Raw genomic sequence first — 20,192 nt, 5'->3', positions numbered from 1 at the left:
CATCTATTTATATCATATCAATTATAACGAACTCAAAAAAATATTCTATAAAAAATTAAAAATTCCCTGCTATACCTATTTTTTTATTATAGCGGGGCCAACCGGTATGGAACCTTCCTTTATGGAGTTACTGACTATTGCGAAACTTGTATAGACTGCGAAAAAGGCTGTTAAGAATCCGAAGGCACCACCAAGTCTTGTAAGTACTGTTAATGAATAGTATGAACCGAAGCCAAGCGTTATAAAAGCAAGCCAGAGGAACAGGAATGTCAGGTTGAGTGAAAGGTTTAGCCTCAATGTGTTTATCCACATATAGAGAGTAAATAATCCCCAGAGTATTAGAGCTATACCGAGTCCAGTTGCAGGTATCGTTATAATTTTAAGGCTGGCAAACAGTACAAGAAAACCATAGAAAAACCAGAAAGAGCCATAGCTTGTGAAGGCAGTAAAACCGAAGGTGTTTCCACGCCTCATCTCAAATGCACCAGTAAGCAGCTGTGCGAATCCACCGTATGTAAAAGCGAGAGGCATAACTACAGAAACAGAAGCAGCAGAAAGAATCCCTGCGTTCACAAAGCTCAGGAGAAATGTGGTGAAACCAAATGCTGCCAGACCCAGAGGGGCAGGATCCGCCAGAAATGATTTATTGATCTGGTTTACATTCAACAAATCTTCCTGTCTCATTTTATTCATTGCCTGTTCTTCAGATTTTATATCCTTATTGCTTTCCATTTAATCATCCTCCTTTCTTATAAGATCCATTGCCTTTTTAATTTCTTCAACAGATGCCTCATTTTCCAGGGTGCTGACATCGCCAGTTACCTGGTTCAGGTACACTGCCTTTATTACACGCCTCATGATTTTTCCAGACCTTGTTTTTGGAAGGGCATCAACTATGTGTATTTCCTCGGGAACCATGATGGGGCCAAGTTCAGATCGCATCCTCTTTTTTATGCTTACAATGGTGTCAACATTCTTATCATAGCCATCTTTTAGGGTTATGAAAGCGATTATAGTATCGCCCTTGACGGTATCCGGCTTTCCAAAGACTGCTGCCTCTGCAACTTCTTTCATGGATACAAGACCATCCTCGATTTCTATTGTTCCGATTCTGTGGCCTGAAACCTTCAGTACCTCATCGCTTCTTCCCAGGAGCCAGTAATAACCCTCATTATCTTTAATTGCATAATCGCCCATTAGATATAGATTCTTGAATTTGGAAAAATAGGTTTCTACATATCTTTTTGGGTCGCCATTTACGGTAAGCATCAACCCTGGCCAGGGTTTTCTCAGTACAATGTATCCCTTTTCACCTACTTTCACCTCATTTCCCGCTTCATCCAGGATGACGGGATCAATGCCTGGCATGGGGAATGTGGCAGAACCGGGCTTCAGGTCAGGCATTCCAAGTGCCATGGATGGTGCTATGGTGAATCCTCCTGTTTCTGTCTGCCAGTATGTATCTATTATCGGGCACCTGCTCTTTCCAATTTCTTCATAGAACCAGTGCCATGCTGCAGGGTTTATGGGCTCTCCAACAGTGCCCAGCACCCTCAGGGATGATAGGTCATGCATAAGTGGATATTTCTCCCCGTACTTCATTAATAATCTTATTGCGGTTGGGGATGTATAGAGCATATTTACACCGTACCTTTCCACAATGTCCCACATCCTGTCAGGTTTTGGGTAATCTATTGCACCCTCGTACATTATGGATGTTACACCCAGTAACAATGGGGCAAACACAATATAGCTGTGCCCTGTTATCCACCCTATGTCTGCTGCACACCACCACCTGTCCTCCTCTCCGGGGTTGAATGCCCACCTCATTGTATTTGCAACCCATACAGGGTATCCACCATTTCCATGGACTATTCCCTTGGGCTTTCCTGTGGTTCCTGATGTATAAAGTATGAATAATGGGTCACTGGAATCCAGCTCCTCTGGCTTAACATAACCGTCCTGCAGTATTTCGTCATAGTAATAATCTCTGTCCTGAACCATATCGATTTTATTGTGTACATTTTTCACAACTATAACATTATCCACACCGTTGCTGAGTTCTACAGCAGCATCAACAATTTTCTTGAGCTGGATTATATTTCCCTTTCTGTAGCCACCGTCAGCAGTGATAACTGTCTTTGAATTAGAATCATTAATTCTCTGCGCCAGCGCCTCCTCGCCGAATCCTGAGAATACAACATTGAATACAGCCCCGATTCTGGCACATGCCAGCATGGCTATGGGTGCCTCAAGTATCATGGGAAGATATATTGTAACACCGTCACCCTTCTTAACTCCAAGGTCTAATAATGCCTTGGCAAATGCGTTTACCCTCCTGTAAAGTCCAAAATAAGTTACAACCTTTTCCTCTCCATGCTCAGGAATCCATATATACGCGACCTTGTTCCTTTTTTCAGTGCCCATATAACGATCAAGGCAGTTATATGACATATTTGTCTTCCCATTTACAAACCATTTATAAAATGGCTTATCAGTTTCATCTAGCACCTTTGTATAGGGCTCGAACCAGTCTATTATCCTGGATTTTCTATTCCAGAATGATTCCGGGGACTCCAGCGATTCATTATACTCCTTCAGGTATCCTGATAGGGTAACCTTATATTTTTCATCCATTGGCAATGTTTCATTCATATAAAATACAATCTGTGGTGGTATTTAATTTTTCTGGATAGTTAATAAGTGCACCATAATGATATATATAGTCATTGAGTAATTTATATCACTTATTTCAATATTGAAGTAGTGTAACTTTTATATACATATATAAATGTTTATATTAATAAATACATCGTCAATAAATGTACCAACATGGTTAACTGAAATAATTTTATGTGAAAAATTCTTTTTTTATGGAAGCCACAGCCCTGTCAATTTCCTCAAATGTATTGTAAAAGTGCGGAGCAATCCTCAGTGATTCCGCCCTTGCAGATGTGATGATTCTATATTTCTCCTTCAGTATTGCCTCTGCCTCAGGGGGATTTTTCATGGGTATTGCCACAATATTGGCAGATTCCTCAGATGTTGATGTGGCAATGCCCTGCCGGTGAAGTTCGTCCTTCACATGCTGGAACAGCCTTCTATCTTCATTTTCAATTTCATGGTAATGATTCAGTATGCATTTCATTCCCTCAATAGATGCGTATACTGATGGGATGGACCATGTTCCATTCTCAAATTTTTTTGCACCCCCCGCGTATTCTACTTCCTCTGATCCGAATTTAAATGGGTTCTTCTGCGAGAACCATCCTATATCAGCCGGCAGAAGCTCCCTTCCAGCCTCAGGATTCACATACAGAAAGGCAATTCCGGAAACACCCAGGAGCCATTTCAGATTGCCCGATGCCAGGAAATCTATTTTGCTTTTTTTCACATCTATGTTTACACCACCAAGTGACTGGTAATCATCCACATATATGTATGAACCCTTCTCATGGGCAATTTTTGAGATCTCACCAACATCCTGTCTGAAGCCGTTAAGGGATGATACATGAATTGCTGTTGCCATTAATGTATTTTCATCAATGGCATTCTCATAGTCACCGGGATTAATTATGCCATTCCTGTTCCTGATGGTTTTTACGTTAGTCCCGTATTTCCTGTATGCCTGCAGGGCAAAATTTGTTGTTGGGAATTCCAGATCGCTGGTGACTATATTGCTTTCCCGGCCAAATGTGAAGGAGCTCATCAATGCATTCAGCGCAGATGAAACGGAATAAAGCACTGCAACATTTTCAGGTTCTCCATGTATTATATCGGCAAACAGCCTCCTGGCCTCATCTACCTTTCCTGTCCACATCTCCCAAGGATTTCCAAGGGTAATGACATCATCTGCATATCTATCAAGGGCAAGCCTGACACTTTTGAGCATTGGTGATTTTGAGCAGGCAGCGAGGTGGTCTATTTCATCCAGCCCGTAAAACTCATTCCGTATTTTTTCCTTATTCATATAAATCCTCCGTGAAATCTATTTTTAAAATATATCTTTTCTTGATAAATATATAGGCAACAGCACATATTCCATATGCGAGGATTACCAGCGGCCCAGATCAATGGGAAATGTTAGGGAAACCACAGAGTAATAAATGGCCAGCACCACTATTACAGTGGATATGGATGGCATTGACCACCTATTCACAAATATAGTTATAAAATCTCTGGGAAACAAGATAGTTGTGCCAGAATAGGCATGAATACTCATGGTTTCATTCATTTTCAAGCTTAATTAGCCCGGTGCCATTTACCGGGACTGCACCGGAAACTCCGTATTCCATTAGGGTTGATGAGATGACTGCAATTCCACCTGGCATTGGTGCAGTATACATTTTAAGGTAATCTTCCCTGCCGGTGCCTCTGTAGAAATTTTTATAGTAAATTGTGCCGCTTCTTGAAGACTTCCCGATGGCCAGAATTATAAGATTCAAGGAACTAACGGTATATTTTTCAAGATCATCAACAGATTCTATGCCCTTTTCATTGATATATGCCAGTGCAGCCTCTGTATCATTGTATATGCCATGGATGCCGAGTTTTCCCATTATGGAATCTTTATCAACAACACCGTTATGGGCCATGAATATAACGCTTTCGCCGTTTGATTCCATAAATGGGTGCTCAAATACTGGTGTAACAAGTTCCTTATCATGCGCGTTCAGTGCGTGGAAAACCGCATAAATTTTCCCTGTAAATTCTGGAAGCGGAATTTCCTCGTCGTACACAGGTTTTCTGGACCTGAAATAAAATAGGTTATCCATGCCATAAATAACCACGCCGTAACCATCACTATGGTTTGAATAGCCATACTTTGCACCAATTATATCATTCCTTGATGCCTCCCTGAGAGAGTAATACAGCTTTCTAACATCATCCATAGAATTGCCGGTGTATCCGAACATCCTGCACATGCAATTTCAACGCAAGCCTGCTGATAAATTTTTCTGATCTGGATATACTGGAATCCTGAATTTTAAAAATGGCATACTTTATATTTATAATCATATATTCAACCATGGTCAATCAGGAAGACAATATAAACCTGGATTACTGGTACAGGGAATGGGAAAAACAGCAGAATGCTCTTATCAGCATGCGGGAGGAACGCTTTGATTTTATGCTGGATGTAATGGAGTCAAAATTTTCAGGAAAAATCAAGGCTCTGGACCTTGGGTGTGGACCTGGATCATTCAGCAGGAGATTTATGGAACGGTTCCCTGGTGGCATGGTAACAGCCATGGACTATGACCCGGTACAGCTTAAAATATTCAGGGAGACATTTAAAAGCAGCAGGGTAGAAATGCTGGAGCGTGACCTCAGGTCGGATACCTGGGATTCAGGAATTGCACCGGGAAAATACAATGTTATATTCAGCACAACCGCCCTTCACTGGCTTCCGGCGGATAGGTTAATGACAGCCTATAGGAAAATTTACCGCCTGCTTGCCACTGATGGCATATTCCTGGATGGGGACCATTTCAGATCAGATAGCATTCCAGAAAAAATTGATGAGATATACAAATTCATAAAAAACAGATATCAGGAAAATGGCCTCAGTTCAGGCGCAATGGACTGGGATGCATGGTGGAATAATCTGAGGGGAACAGGATGGGCACCAGATCTTTTCCAGATAAGGGATGAAAGATTCGGCACCGGAGGGCATGACCAGAAAGTCAGCATGGAAGAACATGTGGAATTCTTGAAGGATGCAGGATTCTCCATAATAGATTTCCCATGGAAGTATACAAATAATATGGTTCTCCTCGCCATGGTGTAGACTCTAAATTTTTATATCTTTTACCCTCTCCCAGTTTTCAATATTTCCCTCTACCTGAATAAACAGACTGCAGGTAGCTGGCCTGTCTATGCCTTTAACTCTGTTGAAATTCTCCTGGGACCTTGTTTTCAGCTTTGATAATAAAAGCTTGAATTCATAGGTGACCTGGCCTGCAGTAACCGGTATGTGAAAATCCCTATTGATCATGCTGTATTCCAGCTTACTCTCATTGAATGAATAATTCCGCTCTTTTGATTCCAGAAAAAGGTAGTAAATATACGTGTTGATAGCCGTAACCGGTTCTCCTGAGAGCTTAAACCTGCTGATCTGTGGATGGTTTTTATATCCTTTTGTGAGCCCGTATAAAACATTTCTTGCCAGTAGCGATTCCCTCCAGCATGCTAAAAGGCCCTGCCTGTCCAGGTATGAAAAATCAATAGACCATAATCGCATTGCAGGTGTATCTACAGGCACTAAAAATATATTTGCATCTTATTAAAATATAAATTATAGAACATTTTTATAAATCGTATAACTGAAAAATATTTGCAATGGGTACAAATCCCTAGCATCCTGTCCAGGGAGTAATGGACTCAAGGGGATTTGAACCCCTGCCCTCTTCCATGCCAAGGAAGCGATCTACCGCTGATCTATGAGCCCTGCTTGCAGTATCACAATATAAGGTATAAATTTTATCATATCAGTGCTTTATTTCCCCAAGTAGAAGCCTGCCGACATAAGGCACATAAACTGTCTGAAGAATTATTGAAATCAGGACAACAAAGGATACAGCAGCATAAATAACAGTACCATACTTTATAAGCAGTGGTATATGGTCTGCCTGCCCTATAACAAATGGTACCGTTGAAAGCACAACAGGAACGACTCCCCTTGGGCCAACAAGAGACATAAAGGTCTTTGTCCTGAGATCGAATTTTATTACGTTCTTGCCCATATCTGAAATTCCTATGGAGATGAATACAGCCAGGGGTCTGATCACGAATATTACAAGAAGGGCAATAATGAATCCCAGCACTATATAGTTGAATATCTGGGTCCTGGTAAGTATACTCCCCAGAAGTATGAATATGATGGACTGTGCCATGAATGATAAATTCTCATTGAAGTTTGTTTCCCTGTTCCAGAATATGCTCTTATCTGAATAGTTTCCCACTATTGCGCCGGTGGCAATTATTGCAGGGAATGGTGTTATGCCAGCGGCCTCAAGGGATGTAAACTCAAAGAGCACTATTCCCAGTGTAAGGGCAATTAAGAGGGATTCAAAGTTGAAGTACCTGTTTAGATATATTATAAAAAATCCGAATGCAATGCCGACAGCGGCCGGTATCAGTATCTCAAGTATGAGGAATGCACCGGAACCCAGTATCAATCCTGTATGTGATGTAAGCAGTGTGAAGAATGAGGAATAGGAAACATCTGGAGCTATGATGCCGATTCCAATGCTGAGCAGTATAATTCCTAATGGGTCATTGAAAAGGCTTTCTCCTATGAGAGTTCCCGATATGTCATCCCTTATGTTCAGCTTCCTGAATGTGGGTATTAATGATGCCGGGTCAGTGGGCGATATAATAGCCCCGAATATGAATCCAACAATGAACGGCGCACCTGTCAAAAGGGAAAAGAATATGCCGGCACCAACAGCAGTGATTACCATTCCTATGGTATCCAGGGATACTATCTTTGTGAAATATTTCCTGAGTATCCTGGGGCTGAAATTATGTGACTCGTAGTATAATATTATTACCAGTCCCAGCATTCCGATGCCAATGGTTGCGAATGATGACAGCATGTATATGGCAAAGCTATGCTTGATGAAACCAAGCAATGGCCCGAAAACTAGGCCCATGATGATAAGCACTGGTATATACACCATGGATGATTTCCTGGATATTGGGATTGAAAATGCCGCAACTATGAGAATGAAGCTGATTTCATAGTAATCATATGTAACCGGTGATATAATCATTTCAGCTCATAGACCTTGGCATTTCCCTTTTATGCATAGACCTTAAATATATTTCAACCAGCTTTTCATAATTCCCACGGAGAATATGCAGATCAAATACGTCTTTCAGTACCCTGTCGATTTCATCATATGTCATGTTAAGCTCATCCTCATCGTACTGGTTATCCCATAGCCCAGCAGATGGTTTTTTGTGGATTATGGGTTCAGGCACCTTAAGGATTTTAGATATCTCCCTTACATCTGTTTTGTATAATGTTTCAATAGGCTCAATGTCGCATGCACCATCACCATATTTTGTGTAATAGCCAAGCAAATATTCCGTGCGGTTTGTTGTCCCTATTACCAGGCCCCCCAGCTTATTGGCATAATAATAGAGTATATTTGCACGTATCCTAGACCTAATGTTCCCCTCGATCCTTTTATCATCTGAATCCAGCAATTTCCTGTAGGATTCAACAATACTCTCAATATTTATTTCATCTATGGCTATTCCTGTGGATTTTGATAGTAAGCGGACATGATCATAATCCTCCTTTTTCGTAAATTTATCCGGCATGAATACTGCCTTGATTTTATCGATGTCAATGGACGTGGCCAGCAGTGTTATTACCAGGGAGCTGTCAATGCCAGAACTTATTCCAACAACAGCATATGCATTTCCGATTTTCTCCCTCAAAAACTCCCGTATTGCTTCAATTTTCTTTATGTTTTCATCATTCACATTAAGATAATAAAATGGGATTAAATAAATATTTAGCTGAATTTACTGCCATATCTTACCGGGCATGATAAAGAAATATTCAATTTTTTGCTATTTATCTGTCAAAAATGTTATTAAATATGTAAATTTCGTGTCAATCATTCACACTCTTAAATAATATCTAAATAATAGTATATGTATGTAAAATATGTCTAATAATAATATATAAATATTATGTAATAATATTAAGTTGAAAAAAAATTGGTTTATCTAAGAATAATAAACTTAAAATATAAGTAATTGTTAAGCTATAAAATAAATCCTGTATTGAAATTCATACTTTTAGCACTTCCATACTTTTTTATGGTGCTTGGAGTTGGAATATACGATAGAGTAAATCCTGAGCTTGGAGGCATACCATTCTTTTACTGGTACCAGCTTGTCTGGATTTTCATAGCAGCGGCCCTGACGTTTACGGTCTATTCCATAGAGAATAGCGAGAAGAAAAGGAAGAAGGTGGCGTCCTGATGTTTACAGATCTTGATTTAGCCCTGTTCTTTGTGATAATTTTCATAGTCCTCTTTGCAGGGTATATGGCGTACTTCTGGAGAAAGCCCAAGGATATGGATGCCAGTGGAGAATGGAGCCTTGGAGGAAGAAGATTCGGCACTGTTGTCATGTGGTTCCTGCTTGGGGGAGATTTGTACACCGCATATACGCTTATAGCAGTTCCTGGTGCAGCAGCCACTTCAGGTGTTGGTGGCGGTGCATTTGCAATGTTCGCCATAGCCTACGGTGTAATGATATATCCAATAGTTTACGCAACCATGCCCAGGCTCTGGAACGTGTCCAAGAGAAGGGGATACATAACTGCATCGGACTTCGTTAAGGACAGGTTCTCATCCAGGTCACTGGCAATGCTCATAGCACTGACCGGTGTTCTGGCAGAATTACCCTACATAGCACTGCAGATAACAGGAATAAAATACGTCCTTGCAGCACTTTCACTGCCAATTACAGTGAGCCTGATAATAGCCTTCCTCCTTGTGGCAGGATTTACATTTGTCAGTGGTATGAGGGGCCCTGCACTTACATCCATACTGAAGGATTCCATAATATGGGTTGCAGTAATAGTCATAATTATATACATACCCATAAAGCTGGGTGGCTTCGGGGCAATATTCCACACTGCAGGGACAATAAGCCCGAACCTTCTGAGCATAAATCCTGTAATCGATGTTGGTTACACAACCCTGGCACTGGGTTCAGCACTGGCACTCTTTCTGTATCCTCATGCCATAACCGGCACACTGGGATCGAAGGACACAAAGACCATAAGGAGAAATGCCTCCCTGCTTCCACTATATAACGTCCTCTTAATGTTCGTTGCCATAGTGGGAATAATGGCAGTGGTGTATTTTAATGCATATCCAAAGGTCAGCAGTGAGGCACTTCCATTGCTGGTGCTTCATATATTCCCTGCATCATTTACAGCCTTTGCATTCGCAGCAGTGGTTGTGGGAAGCATAGTCCCGGCATCCATCATGGCCCTTGCATCAGCAAACCTGCTTACCAGAAATGTTTACCTGGAATACATAAACCCGAAGGCTTCAGACAGGAGCCAGACAAACCTATCAAGGATACTTGTTATGGTTGTAATCATAGTGGCACTTCTATTCTCACTGGTACCGGCTGCCTCAGGGGAAATTGTATACCTTCAGACCATCGGCGGTGCATTTATAATGCAGACGCTTCCGGCTGTTTACCTTGCACTGTACACAAGGAAATTAAACAAATACCCGGTTGCTGCTGGATGGGCAGTTGGGCTCACCACAACCATAGTGCTGCTTACAGAACTGGACTTCAAATCCTCCCTGTATAAGAACCTGGATTTCGTTTATATAGGAATATTTGCACTTGTCCTTAACCTGGTAGTTGTTGGAATAGGCATGGCTGTGATGAAGGCTATGAACAAAGTTAAGGATGAGGGAATCATAGAAAATTCCGAGTTCGAGGACATAGAATAAAATTAATCTTTTTTTTCATCTAAATATATTTTAATTTTGTACCTTATGCAATCCATGAACCTATCATGGTGGTCATTTCTTTTTTTTGCAATGTAATCTAAAATTTCAGGATTTTCTATTATTGTCTCCGTATCGTTCTTCATAAGTGAAATCATTTTTTTCGGATCCGGGATGCTTTTCACCTTTCTTTCCCTCACAAGTTTATCCAGGAATGGTTCTGTTTCTATAATCCAGTCCTTGATAATTTTCTCGATGTCATCCTTTCTCACTGCCAGGGTTCTTGCTATCTGTTTCACAGGCTTATTCATGCATCTCAATCCCGCAACTGCCTCCTCCAGTTTTCTGTTCATAATAATGTATTGCATGAGAATACATATATGTCACTGTCTTACCATGTCCTGCACTAAAATCCTTAATATTAAAGGATTTTCAGGCGTTATTCATAATAATATTAAAGCCTCTGGAAAAGTTTTTATATAAATATCTATTATATTTTCATGAAAAAGATATTAGCAGTTATAGTAGCCATAATATTTGTGGCACTTGCAATGGCTGTGGTGACGTCACAGGGAACCACATCCACGGCAGCGTCTCCCGCTGCAGCACAGACAGCTTCTGCACAGGGGAGCAATGCAAGATTGCTTGCTATTGAGAAGAGCCTCGAGGCAAAGGGGATACCCATGAAGGATGCCAGTTTTCCTGCTATGGTAAACCATGTCACCATGGAAAACGGTGTTGTGGAGCCTTCATATTTAAGTGCACCAGCTCCGATGGGAATTGGTTTCTACGGGACACAGAACGTATCAGGTCATCTGGTTGGATACAACCTGACAACGCCCAGTGTCATGGCCAGCATAAACATAAACAACATGAGTGATTTCTACCTGCTGAATGATGGCCCTACCAGTGAAACATTCCAGCTGAACTCTGTCCTGACAAACGTTACATTATTCGGGAACTCAACATACACATTCTGGACGCAGAACGTTGCATTCTACTCTGAGAGGACGCAGACAATTGAATTCCTGACAAACATATGGAACTTTTCATCACCGGCAGTGGAAATCAGCAGCAATGTTTTCCATTCATATGGTGGAATACTTGACGCACCCACATTCTACTATGCCATAGGCCCAACAATACACGTGACAACCCCATTTACACTCAACCTGTACCTGAACTCCACTGTTGTGGACAGGGACAGCGCCGTGTTCTTCAATTATTCCATAGCAAGCGATAACCATATACAGTCAGGAAGCTATGACTATGCAATATTTAACTCGACATACGGCCAGCCTGCTAATTACACTGCACCGGCACCAACATACCTTGCCAGCGGTACACATGTAACACCAACAGGATTCATACCATTTGATTTCGAAATAATGGTCGGCGGTCCGGGAGGAGGAAGCACGACATCCATATATGATGTAAATGCAACAATGAACCTGAAATACCAGGATGGCAACAGGTATGTGAATGTGCCATCTGCATACGATGTTGGATCTGAAACTGGAGAGACATCTGAGGGAGTTGCAGTTTCATGGGACAATGATACAGCATACCTTACTCCGGGGCCATCCATGGTCTATGGAATGTGGAACATATCATCCAGCAATGCCATGGCACATTACTCCGGGACGGTAGGTCCATCCAATGCATTCATGTTTGTATCACAGGGAAGCACATTCAACATTGCAACTGCTGCATGGGCACCCCTATCATTATCAGGGCATTACAGCTTTACACTTCCAGCCGGAAGCTATTCTGCCACAGCCCTACTGAGTGACTACAGGGAGGCTTACTTTGCACCGGGAAGCAATGTAATGCTTCAGCATGATTACAGAATGGGAATATACACGCCATTATACGCCTTTGACAATGCACAGATTGCAAATATATCCATGCATGGAAATGGAACACCTGGAAATCCCTATATCATGGATAACCGCCAGGTCATGCCCATAAGCCCGCTGTTCGAGGAATTCAACGACTATGCATTCCCTGTATTTGCAGGTGTCCTGCTGAAGAATACCAATGCAAGTGTTGTGATGGCAAATATGCCTTCGATGTACATAGGCTATACCAGCACGAACCCCACATATGAATTATATGTTTCATTCTATGGCTTCCCTAACTACAATTTCCTTAACTATGAAATGTACAATGCCTCGAATGCAACACTATGGAAGTCAAATGACGTTACAGGGTACTTCTCAGCATCGCTGACTGGATTCCCGGTGGCGAATGTGCTTATCTGGAATTCCACCAATGATCTAATAGGTGGAAATTACTTCAATGTAATGGACAGTGGCCTGCTTGCATACAAGAGCCCGGATGTGACCATATGGGGAAACTACTTTGTAAACTCAACAATGACAGACAACTCAACCTTCCAGGCAATTTCAAATATATGGGGCGCACCACTGGGAGTTGCAGAATTCTCCTCCGGAGATACAATATACAATAACTACTTCACGGTAACCATAACAGCATACAGCCCGGACTATTCCATATACTCTGACAACACTGCAATGTACATAAACCACTGGAATATAACAAAGCAGCCTGCATTCATCGCCCATTACGTAAATGGATTTGCACTCCGGGGAAGCATAGCATTTACCTTCTACCAGGGAGGGAATTACTGGTACAACTTCAACGGGGCAATACCCTACAACAATGACGGGCTCATAGCATATGGCGGGGATTATGTCCCCCTGCAGCCCTTCTTCCTGTTTTTCTGGTGGTAAAATAAAATTTATTTTATAATTTTTTTATCCTTCTTTGTTAATATTCTATCCAGCATTGTATCATATTCTCTTAAAATATAGGAGTAATTTTCATTGTTTTTGATGAAGTTTTTCATGGAACTGGTATAGGGGGCCAGAAGCTTATTCGTAAATGAATTCATCATTATTTTTATTACCTTTTCCTGGTCATCTGTAATATTTATTTTCCTCTTTAACTCATCTATTTCCTCATTCATGATTTCTCCTGAATAGCGGTAGAACAGTGATATGATATCATCAGATTTCATCTGATTTATCCTGTCCTTATAGATTTCGAGCTCCCCATCAATGATCTCCCTGCTTCTCTGTATCTCCATCCTTCTCTGGCCCTTTGTCTCCGATGAGATTCTGTATATCATATCCAGGTCATATAATGATATGTTATCAGGAAGGTTTTTTTCAATGTTGGGAGGATTTGAAAGGTCCACCATTATTTTGGGTTTTTCTATATTTTCTACATGTGATTTTCTGATTATATAATTTTTAGAGGAGGTGGCTGTAATTATTATGTCATTTGATTCTATGAGCTCATGCACTTCTGAAAGGTCTGTATATGAGGCACCGTAAAGGATTGCAAGGTTTCTTGCATGCTCTGGTGACCTTCCGGCCACGGTGACTGATGATCCGGACCCTGATAAGTAATTCAGAAGGGAAACCGCCATCTTGCCTGTTCCCACGATTGCAATTTTTTTATTTTTAAGTCCATAATTCTTTTCCACTATATCCAGGCTTATTGTTGACAGGGATGTTTTACCATGTGATATATCTGTCCTGGTCCTTACATCCTTCCCCACAGAAAGTGCTTTCTGGAATGTATATGAAAGGAACTTGTCCATATGCTTCCTTTTACTGGAGAGATCGTATGCAGTCTTGATCTGGCGTAAAATGTCGTTTTCCCCCAGGGCCATGGATTCAAGCCCGGATGAGACCATAAACAGGTGCCTGATAGATTCTGGGTATTTAATATAGATGGGGTTTTTAGAAATAATAGGAACTTTTCCATTGCCTGAAAAATAAATTTCAACACGGTTGCACGTAATTAAAAGTACATATTTTCCTATTCCATTCTCCTCCATGATATTTTCAAAATACGAGGGGTCATGCTTGATGATTTCACTGAATGCTTCCGGGGTATCTTTATAGTTCCAGGATAATAACTCTATATCACCCATATGAATGTGAATACTAAATTGTTATATAAAGCAATTGGTAGTTAAATTATATAGTAATAAAGTATTTTGTGATAAACAGTATATATTGATAATAAAAGCGTAATAGCTTGAATGGAATATCTAATAAATGGATAAAATTGACATGGAAATTAAGGAACTGTTCGAGGAGAAAAAAAGGATGCCTGCTGGAAAGTTCCTTGTTATTCTCATATCTATTATGGGAACCAATGCAGTCCTTGTTCTGCTCTCTATGTTTACCTCAGTAATTTATATTAGAATGATTCTTGTATCGATCTCAGGGATACTGATAACTGGATTCTTTATATGGTTCTTCTTCAGATTCTACAGAAAATAAAAAATGTTTATATAAAACGATAGAATTACGGGAATACAACGCTGCCCCGATAGTGTAGCGGCCTATCATACAGGCCTGTCGAGCCTGTGACACGGGTTCAAATCCCGTTCGGGGCGCATTTATAAGTATTAAACTCCCTGTAATACATTGATAGAAATATCTTAGCCCTATTTATATACTCCCGATCCTGTTTTTGTAATATAAAAATAATATTATATAATTACTGGATTATATTATACTTAAAATAAATATTATTATTCCTCAGATCTGTATTCATGTCTCCTGGCCTTATCCACCAGGTACAGTCGATACACTGCAAAGAATCCATTTCTCTGCATAGATTTAATCCTCATTCTTCCCGGGCATTTCCAGGTAAAGTCATATAAATCGTATTTGTCAAAGTTATCGGTTCCAGTGGATCTTATGTATTCCCGGATAAGGTAATCGAATTCCTGGAAGATCTTTCCCCTGGGCCTGAACTCCTCTAATGTGGCCTGCATCATTTCTTATCCCTCAATGTTATTATCCAGTCCGGGCCCTTATCTACTATTGCAAGATCTTTCATGGCCTTTATAATTTTAGTGGCCTTCTTCTCATCTACCCCGGATCTCTTAACTATCTCTTCCCTGGAAGCTGGTCCATCTTTAAGGGTCCTTATTATTTTCTTCCAGTCTTCAGGAAGGTCTAAAAACATTTTCCCCTCCTTAATCATCCGGATCATCTCCTGGATCTTCTTCTGGGTATTCCGGTTCATATGGTCCATCCGGGTAATCAATCTCGGGCCCCTCTCCTGGATGGAATGGAATGTTAAAAGGAAAAGTACTCCCAATACTGTCATTTAGAGAGATGTTATAGGTTTCAGGTAGAATTATACCCCTAAGTGCCTTTATTTTAGAAAGTATATAAAGAAAAGTACTTTTTCTATCAAAAACATAAGTATTCAGGCTTATTTTTTTGTTAGGATAGAGGGGAAAAAACAATAGAGGCTGTTTTATTGAGGGTACAAACTACAGAGACATTAGGGTTTAGCGTACCTGCGAATAAGATAAATACCCTTAAAAAGATATATGCTGATCAAACATTGTTTGATATATATGTAGAAAATATTAAAAAAATTATAGAAGAGAAAAGTAAGAATAAAAATAAAGGAATATCTAATAAATTAAAAACCTATAGATTAGAAGTTCCACCTTTATTCAATGACATTAATCAAAATCTTGAACTCTAGGAAAAATATAAGAGTATAATTTCTGGTTTTTCATTTCATTCATCTTTCATAGGGTATGCTTTATTAGAAATTGAGTGGCATTATTGCGTGCATAACATCCCTCTTCTCTCTACATATTTATATTCTAATGATAAAAACGTTACAGTTGGTACTTTTGACATTTTACGTGTATTCAGGTATTATAAAGAATCCTTCAAAATCTTGTTTGAATTATCAAATAAAGCGAATATAAATGATGATTTTCTTTATTAACATCAGAAAAATATTAACCCTTAGTTATTGAAAAATAAATAATATAAATTTTTTCAAAAATCATGAAATATTTATTTTCCTGATTATTACTATTTGTAATCACGTTTAAATCTAAAACTCCAGTGTCGGGTACCAAAAAGTGATAGGGACTGACTCTGAGCCTTTATTTTACAGGATTAAACCCCATTCAGTCCCGACCGCCTTATATCCTTTATTCTTTTTCTATTTTTAAAATGTTTTTGAACATAGGAAGCAACTGGGACTCGTGAGGTCTGGAGCCTGTATTTTCTAAGCTCATCTTCAGTCCCGGGTATTTTCACAAAGTAGGGACTGATCGGGACTGCAAAGAAGTTCAAGAGCATGCTTATAAGTATAAAAATAATCTTATAAAATTCTAAGCTATGAAGAATATTTTATTGGGTTTCCAAGCGATTGATGATTTAGATTTTATTAATATAAAAATAGTGAAATATTTAACTATTATTAGAATAATTCACGGAAAACCAGTACTTTCAATGTTATTATATAACAATTCATTGTTTGGCCCATGGCCATCCGGATATCTGTTTTACCGCTTCCCAATCCTGGTCCATGTTTTCCTTTTACTCTTAATTAGTTAATATTATACATTAAATACAAGTGAACGTGAACACTTTGTTTTTAAACCTTTTATTTTACGATATCTGCAAGTGTTCACTGGGTGTTCACTTTAGATTTATTCTTAATTATATAATAGTAGGAAAGCAGCGGCAGCCATATCAGATTTTCATTATTTTATCTTTGATTTCACTGAGTTTCCATATATCTGATATTGTTCTGATATCAGATTTAAGCCACAAATACTGGTTCAGAACTAGATTTGTAAATACCTTTATTTTTATCCAGATAATTCCATGTCCATTTTTTAATGATAGGCCTGTGTAACACAGAATAAAATGTCTGGAACATTCACGGAATCCCATTAAGATGAATGCATATTGAAGCAATGCATACATGAAAATTCAGAACATATCATAAAATCACTTCAATGGGTTAACAACAAAGGTTCACCATTCAATTCTGGACAATTTTTTCATCCCTTTCTTTGTTAATGTGTTCCCTGTGCCCGGGAACTGCATAAACCCCGGAAGCCGTATCGGCCCTCATTGAATTTATTGTCATTTTAATATTTTTATCATTGCTTAAAATGGATTCTATAAGCCTAGATCTGCTTATGCCCTCTCCATCAGACAAAACATCTAATGCGTTTTTAAGCTCTCCATTTATTGATATAGATATCTTTTTTATTCCTACCATAGTATTACATGTTGTAATATTATTTAAACATTGTCATCTATTTTCTTTTTCATGGGGAATAACCGCCCCCACTCTTCATTATAATAAGGCTCAGCATAAATTTCAAAACCACGGTTCTTATAAAATTCTACCTTATTCTCTACAGCCTCCAGATAGATTTCTTTAAAATTCAGTTGTTTTGCTATACTTTCTGATTTTATCATCATGCTTGTGCCTAAGCCTGTACCCTGCTTTGTAATATCTACCTCAACCATCTCTATGGTAAACTTATCATTTATAATAATTTCAATTACGCCTACAGGAATATTATTTTCTGTTTTAACAACAACAAGATAATTATCATATAATGAATCATTATAAAAATCCTTCAAGGTATATTCATCCATGGATGAATTACCAGATTTTATTGAGTACTTGCAATCATTTTTACTAATTATATGGTATGTTTTTCCAAGATGTAATTTGTGATATATTGAATTGACCATAAAGCCTAAGCATTTTGGGATATATATTTATTTCATTTCATTCCTGAACTTCTTCAGCATTTCAGGATCCTTTAATATCTCTTCCAGGACATTTTCTAGAAACTAATTCTAAAAACCCGATGGATTTCTACATTATTCCTTTAGTTAAGTCTTTGCTGGTCGGTCTTATACTAGAAATTATAGGTTTTGCCATATAAATAAATCATATAAGAAACAGGTCATAATAATAACACACTCATTTAAGCATGTTGTTTTCGCTCTAACAAAACATGTCTTATAAAATCAACGACATACGATAGAGACTTGACATCATCCTCATTGTATTCTATAAGATTGTTATATAGTTTTTGATCATGCATATTAAGATATTCATTATATAATTGAGGCATTGCGGCACCACTTAGGTCTGGATGTTTGAAAGTATAACCCATCCATTCAGCCAAGTTCTTTAAACCATTACTGGCCGGTATAAATACCGACCTCCTTATAACCTGCAAAATATCTAGATAAACTGGTGGTTTAGATTTGTACCACAATCTATATTCCTTAAGTCTGCTTTCAATAAGTTCATTATCAAAACCCTTCCCAGAAAAAGTGACAATTGCACCTCTTATACCAGATACTATCTGCAGGTATTGTTTTAGTATAGTCTTTTCTTTACTAGGTTCACTGGCAAATAGTGAAATGAGTTTATTTTCTCTCTTGAACCACATTCCAATTAACCATATTTGTGAATTTGACAAAAGCCCAGTTGTTTCAATATCAAGATAAACCTCATCACTAAAGTCAAAGGTTTTAATTGCCTCATCAATAGTTACATTTTTTCTCAGTTCAATTTTATGATCCAAATATTCCCTTGCAATGGTGTGGAGTCTGTCAAAGCCGACATTATTTATCATTACTCTCTTTCCCCTGCTTAAGGGAAAATTTGCAAGTTCCTCTATAGTTTTAATGCCCATATCAGTAAGTGTTCTTGAGCGTATGGATCCAACATCCTTCAATTTCATAAGTTCTATAATTTGGATTTGCCGAGTTTCTTTAAAATCTTTAATTAATTCTTCAAATTTTATAAGGTCTTCTCTATTAATAGAGACGTTATCTACAGGACTTGTATATTCCATACCATATCTTGAAAAAAATATCCCGATTTCAGAAATATCTGGAAATTTATATATTTCGGATTGGCTGAAGAAATAATTTTCCATGGGATATTCACCCTCTTTATATCTTTCGTGCAAAAATCTCCGCCCCATCTTCATCTCATTTAAAACATATGGTATTAGAAGATGGGAGTGTTCTTCATTATAGAGCCGGAGCAGGAAGTAATATCCCACTATTTGGGCTAAGTCGTAATTTGTTATTCGTAGATTTCGGGATGTTTTTAAATCTATAAGTGAGGTAGAAGTGATTATATCGGCATCAGCCCCACGAACCAACTTTGAATAATCTCCAAAATCTGGATTTAATACTATGAATTTGCTATTGGCAAATGTTTCAGAATTAATAAATTCCTCTGATTTTGAAATCATTGAAATAATATCATCTATTTCTTCCTCAGTTGGCGCAGGCATGAGTTTATCCTTTGGTACAGGAACAGAAGGGAGTTTGCCTTCTCTATAAATCACGTCCAGATAGCTTAATCTGTAGCACATCTCTACTAGTTTCCTCAAATTCTTATCGCTAGGATTTTTGTAATATTTTTCCCTTGCAGATTTTGTATAATCCATTGTTCGTTGACCGGTGTCAGCCCAATTAATAAGTAAAAGGTGATGTGGTGAGTCGGCTCCATCTCCCACTTGGAATTTAGCCAATACCATATTACTTAAGCCATTCTGTGCAATCCATCCACTTTCAATTGCCCATGGATATTTTCTCTTTAACTCAAATCTAAACATATAATCAAAAGCAGTTCCAACCATAGACGGATTAACATTATTAGAAAATGTTATATTTTTAGTATCTGGTATTTTTGGACGAGTCTTTATGCGTGAGACTAGGAAATTTTGAATTTCAGGGCTTTCCTTAATTATGCTAGTTAAGCTCATAACTATATTATCTCCATTTAATATAAATATCTTTTTTTAAATAACTATTATAATAAGTGTTG

19 protein-coding genes and 2 tRNA genes are annotated in these 20,192 nt (G+C 38.7%); 6 read left to right on the top strand and 15 right to left on the bottom strand.

Annotated features, from left to right (window positions below):
- Positions 1–75: 75 nt before the first annotated feature.
- The 4 genes from RE471_RS07675 to RE471_RS07660 form a co-directional block, all read right to left on the bottom strand.
- Positions 76–732 (bottom strand): acetate uptake transporter, encoded by a 657-nt coding sequence (locus RE471_RS07675; protein ID WP_309214256.1) that lies wholly within the window; start codon positions 730–732, stop codon positions 76–78.
- Positions 733–2,655, bottom strand: a complete 1,923-nt coding sequence (gene acs / locus RE471_RS07670; protein WP_309214255.1) for an acetate--CoA ligase — start codon at positions 2,653–2,655, stop codon at positions 733–735.
- A gap of 196 nt (positions 2,656–2,851) precedes the next feature.
- A complete protein-coding gene (locus RE471_RS07665; RefSeq protein ID WP_309214254.1) occupies positions 2,852–3,970 on the bottom strand; it encodes an aminotransferase class V-fold PLP-dependent enzyme in 1,119 nt (372 codons plus the stop codon).
- A 256-nt stretch (positions 3,971–4,226) separates the two neighbouring features.
- A complete protein-coding gene (locus tag RE471_RS07660; protein ID WP_309214253.1) occupies positions 4,227–4,925 on the bottom strand; it encodes a hypothetical protein in 699 nt (232 codons plus the stop codon).
- A 68-nt stretch (positions 4,926–4,993) separates the two neighbouring features.
- Between RE471_RS07660 and RE471_RS07655 the strand changes: the two genes are divergently transcribed.
- On the top strand, positions 4,994–5,791 hold the full coding sequence (locus tag RE471_RS07655) for a class I SAM-dependent methyltransferase (protein WP_309214252.1): 798 nt from the start codon (positions 4,994–4,996) through the stop codon (positions 5,789–5,791).
- 3 nt (positions 5,792–5,794) lie between these two features.
- Here the strand turns inward: RE471_RS07655 and RE471_RS07650 are convergent, their stop codons facing one another.
- The 4 genes from RE471_RS07650 to RE471_RS07635 all read right to left on the bottom strand — a co-directional run bounded on the left by RE471_RS07650 (position 5,795) and on the right by RE471_RS07635 (position 8,499).
- Positions 5,795–6,265 carry a pyrimidine dimer DNA glycosylase/endonuclease V gene (locus RE471_RS07650; protein ID WP_309214251.1) on the bottom strand — a complete coding sequence of 157 codons (471 nt, stop codon included), beginning with the start codon at positions 6,263–6,265 and terminating at the stop codon, positions 5,795–5,797.
- Between the two features lie 114 nt (positions 6,266–6,379).
- Positions 6,380–6,451 (bottom strand) — tRNA-Ala (locus RE471_RS07645).
- 40 nt (positions 6,452–6,491) lie between these two features.
- Entirely contained in the window at positions 6,492–7,778 is a 1,287-nt protein-coding gene (locus RE471_RS07640; RefSeq protein WP_309214250.1) for a cation:proton antiporter, read from the bottom strand.
- Between the two features lies 1 nt (position 7,779).
- Positions 7,780–8,499, bottom strand: a complete 720-nt coding sequence (locus tag RE471_RS07635; protein ID WP_309214249.1) for an NAD+ synthase — start codon at positions 8,497–8,499, stop codon at positions 7,780–7,782.
- 306 nt (positions 8,500–8,805) lie between these two features.
- Here RE471_RS07635 and RE471_RS07630 point away from each other — a divergent pair, with 306 nt between their 5' ends.
- Together RE471_RS07630 and RE471_RS07625 are read left to right on the top strand one after the other, a co-directional pair.
- Positions 8,806–9,006: a DUF3311 domain-containing protein gene (locus RE471_RS07630; RefSeq protein WP_309214248.1), complete on the top strand. Its 201-nt coding sequence runs from the start codon at positions 8,806–8,808 to the stop codon at positions 9,004–9,006.
- Positions 9,006–10,505, top strand: coding sequence for a sodium:solute symporter (locus RE471_RS07625; protein WP_309214247.1), 1,500 nt, complete (start codon positions 9,006–9,008; stop codon positions 10,503–10,505). The genes RE471_RS07630 and RE471_RS07625 overlap by 1 nt, the downstream gene beginning before the upstream one ends.
- A 2-nt stretch (positions 10,506–10,507) precedes the next feature.
- On the opposite strand, the gene RE471_RS07620 is transcribed toward RE471_RS07625, so the two are convergent.
- Positions 10,508–10,855: a hypothetical protein gene (locus RE471_RS07620; protein ID WP_309214246.1), complete on the bottom strand. Its 348-nt coding sequence runs from the start codon at positions 10,853–10,855 to the stop codon at positions 10,508–10,510.
- A gap of 147 nt (positions 10,856–11,002) precedes the next feature.
- On the opposite strand from RE471_RS07620, the gene RE471_RS07615 reads away from it, so the two are divergent.
- Positions 11,003–13,258: a thermopsin family protease gene (locus RE471_RS07615; RefSeq protein WP_309214244.1), complete on the top strand. Its 2,256-nt coding sequence runs from the start codon at positions 11,003–11,005 to the stop codon at positions 13,256–13,258.
- A gap of 8 nt (positions 13,259–13,266) precedes the next feature.
- Here the strand turns inward: RE471_RS07615 and hemA are convergent, their stop codons facing one another.
- Positions 13,267–14,469: a glutamyl-tRNA reductase gene (gene hemA / locus RE471_RS07610; RefSeq protein ID WP_309214242.1), complete on the bottom strand. Its 1,203-nt coding sequence runs from the start codon at positions 14,467–14,469 to the stop codon at positions 13,267–13,269.
- Between the two features lie 127 nt (positions 14,470–14,596).
- Between hemA and RE471_RS07605 the strand changes: the two genes are divergently transcribed.
- Positions 14,597–14,824 carry a hypothetical protein gene (locus RE471_RS07605; RefSeq protein WP_309214241.1) on the top strand — a complete coding sequence of 76 codons (228 nt, stop codon included), beginning with the start codon at positions 14,597–14,599 and terminating at the stop codon, positions 14,822–14,824.
- A gap of 43 nt (positions 14,825–14,867) precedes the next feature.
- Positions 14,868–14,940: transfer RNA gene (locus tag RE471_RS07600), tRNA-Asp, on the top strand.
- 138 nt (positions 14,941–15,078) lie between these two features.
- On the opposite strand, the gene RE471_RS07595 is transcribed toward RE471_RS07600, so the two are convergent.
- The 5 genes from RE471_RS07595 to RE471_RS07575 form a co-directional block, all read right to left on the bottom strand.
- Positions 15,079–15,327, bottom strand: coding sequence for a hypothetical protein (locus tag RE471_RS07595; RefSeq protein ID WP_309214240.1), 249 nt, complete (start codon positions 15,325–15,327; stop codon positions 15,079–15,081).
- Positions 15,324–15,578 carry a hypothetical protein gene (locus tag RE471_RS07590; RefSeq protein WP_309214239.1) on the bottom strand — a complete coding sequence of 85 codons (255 nt, stop codon included), beginning with the start codon at positions 15,576–15,578 and terminating at the stop codon, positions 15,324–15,326. The genes RE471_RS07595 and RE471_RS07590 overlap by 4 nt, the downstream gene beginning before the upstream one ends.
- Before the next feature lie 1,779 nt (positions 15,579–17,357).
- The gene (locus RE471_RS07585) at positions 17,358–17,600 is read right to left on the bottom strand and encodes a hypothetical protein (protein ID WP_309214238.1); all 243 of its coding nucleotides are present in this window, start codon (positions 17,598–17,600) and stop codon (positions 17,358–17,360) included.
- 23 nt (positions 17,601–17,623) lie between these two features.
- Entirely contained in the window at positions 17,624–18,085 is a 462-nt protein-coding gene (locus RE471_RS07580) for a GNAT family N-acetyltransferase (protein WP_309214237.1), read from the bottom strand.
- A gap of 239 nt (positions 18,086–18,324) precedes the next feature.
- Positions 18,325–20,130 (bottom strand): ribonuclease H-like domain-containing protein, encoded by a 1,806-nt coding sequence (locus RE471_RS07575; protein WP_309214236.1) that lies wholly within the window; start codon positions 20,128–20,130, stop codon positions 18,325–18,327.
- Positions 20,131–20,192 lie beyond the last annotated feature (62 nt).

This window comes from Ferroplasma sp., assembly GCF_031200575.1.
Classification (GTDB): Archaea; Thermoplasmatota; Thermoplasmata; order Thermoplasmatales; family Thermoplasmataceae; genus Ferroplasma.
The sequence above is the reverse complement of the archived record's forward strand: the minus strand, read 5'-3'. Positions and strand labels throughout refer to the sequence as shown.

Coding starts and splice junctions, on each gene's coding strand:
- RE471_RS07655 (WP_309214252.1), top strand. CDS start 4,994: ATGGCATACTTTATATTTATAATCATATATTCAACCATGGTCAATCAG.
- RE471_RS07665 (WP_309214254.1), bottom strand. CDS start 3,970: ATGAATAAGGAAAAAATACGGAATGAGTTTTACGGGCTGGATGAAATA.
- RE471_RS07620 (WP_309214246.1), bottom strand. CDS start 10,855: ATGAACAGAAAACTGGAGGAGGCAGTTGCGGGATTGAGATGCATGAAT.
- RE471_RS07575 (WP_309214236.1), bottom strand. CDS start 20,130: ATGAGCTTAACTAGCATAATTAAGGAAAGCCCTGAAATTCAAAATTTC.
- RE471_RS07585 (WP_309214238.1), bottom strand. CDS start 17,600: ATGGTAGGAATAAAAAAGATATCTATATCAATAAATGGAGAGCTTAAA.
- hemA (WP_309214242.1), bottom strand. CDS start 14,469: ATGGGTGATATAGAGTTATTATCCTGGAACTATAAAGATACCCCGGAA.
- RE471_RS07590 (WP_309214239.1), bottom strand. CDS start 15,578: ATGAACCGGAATACCCAGAAGAAGATCCAGGAGATGATCCGGATGATT.
- RE471_RS07660 (WP_309214253.1), bottom strand. CDS start 4,925: ATGTGCAGGATGTTCGGATACACCGGCAATTCTATGGATGATGTTAGA.
- acs (WP_309214255.1), bottom strand. CDS start 2,655: ATGAATGAAACATTGCCAATGGATGAAAAATATAAGGTTACCCTATCA.
- RE471_RS07605 (WP_309214241.1), top strand. CDS start 14,597: ATGGATAAAATTGACATGGAAATTAAGGAACTGTTCGAGGAGAAAAAA.
- RE471_RS07640 (WP_309214250.1), bottom strand. CDS start 7,778: ATGATTATATCACCGGTTACATATGATTACTATGAAATCAGCTTCATT.
- RE471_RS07615 (WP_309214244.1), top strand. CDS start 11,003: ATGAAAAAGATATTAGCAGTTATAGTAGCCATAATATTTGTGGCACTT.
- RE471_RS07580 (WP_309214237.1), bottom strand. CDS start 18,085: ATGGTCAATTCAATATATCACAAATTACATCTTGGAAAAACATACCAT.
- RE471_RS07595 (WP_309214240.1), bottom strand. CDS start 15,327: ATGATGCAGGCCACATTAGAGGAGTTCAGGCCCAGGGGAAAGATCTTC.
- RE471_RS07625 (WP_309214247.1), top strand. CDS start 9,006: ATGTTTACAGATCTTGATTTAGCCCTGTTCTTTGTGATAATTTTCATA.
- RE471_RS07675 (WP_309214256.1), bottom strand. CDS start 732: ATGGAAAGCAATAAGGATATAAAATCTGAAGAACAGGCAATGAATAAA.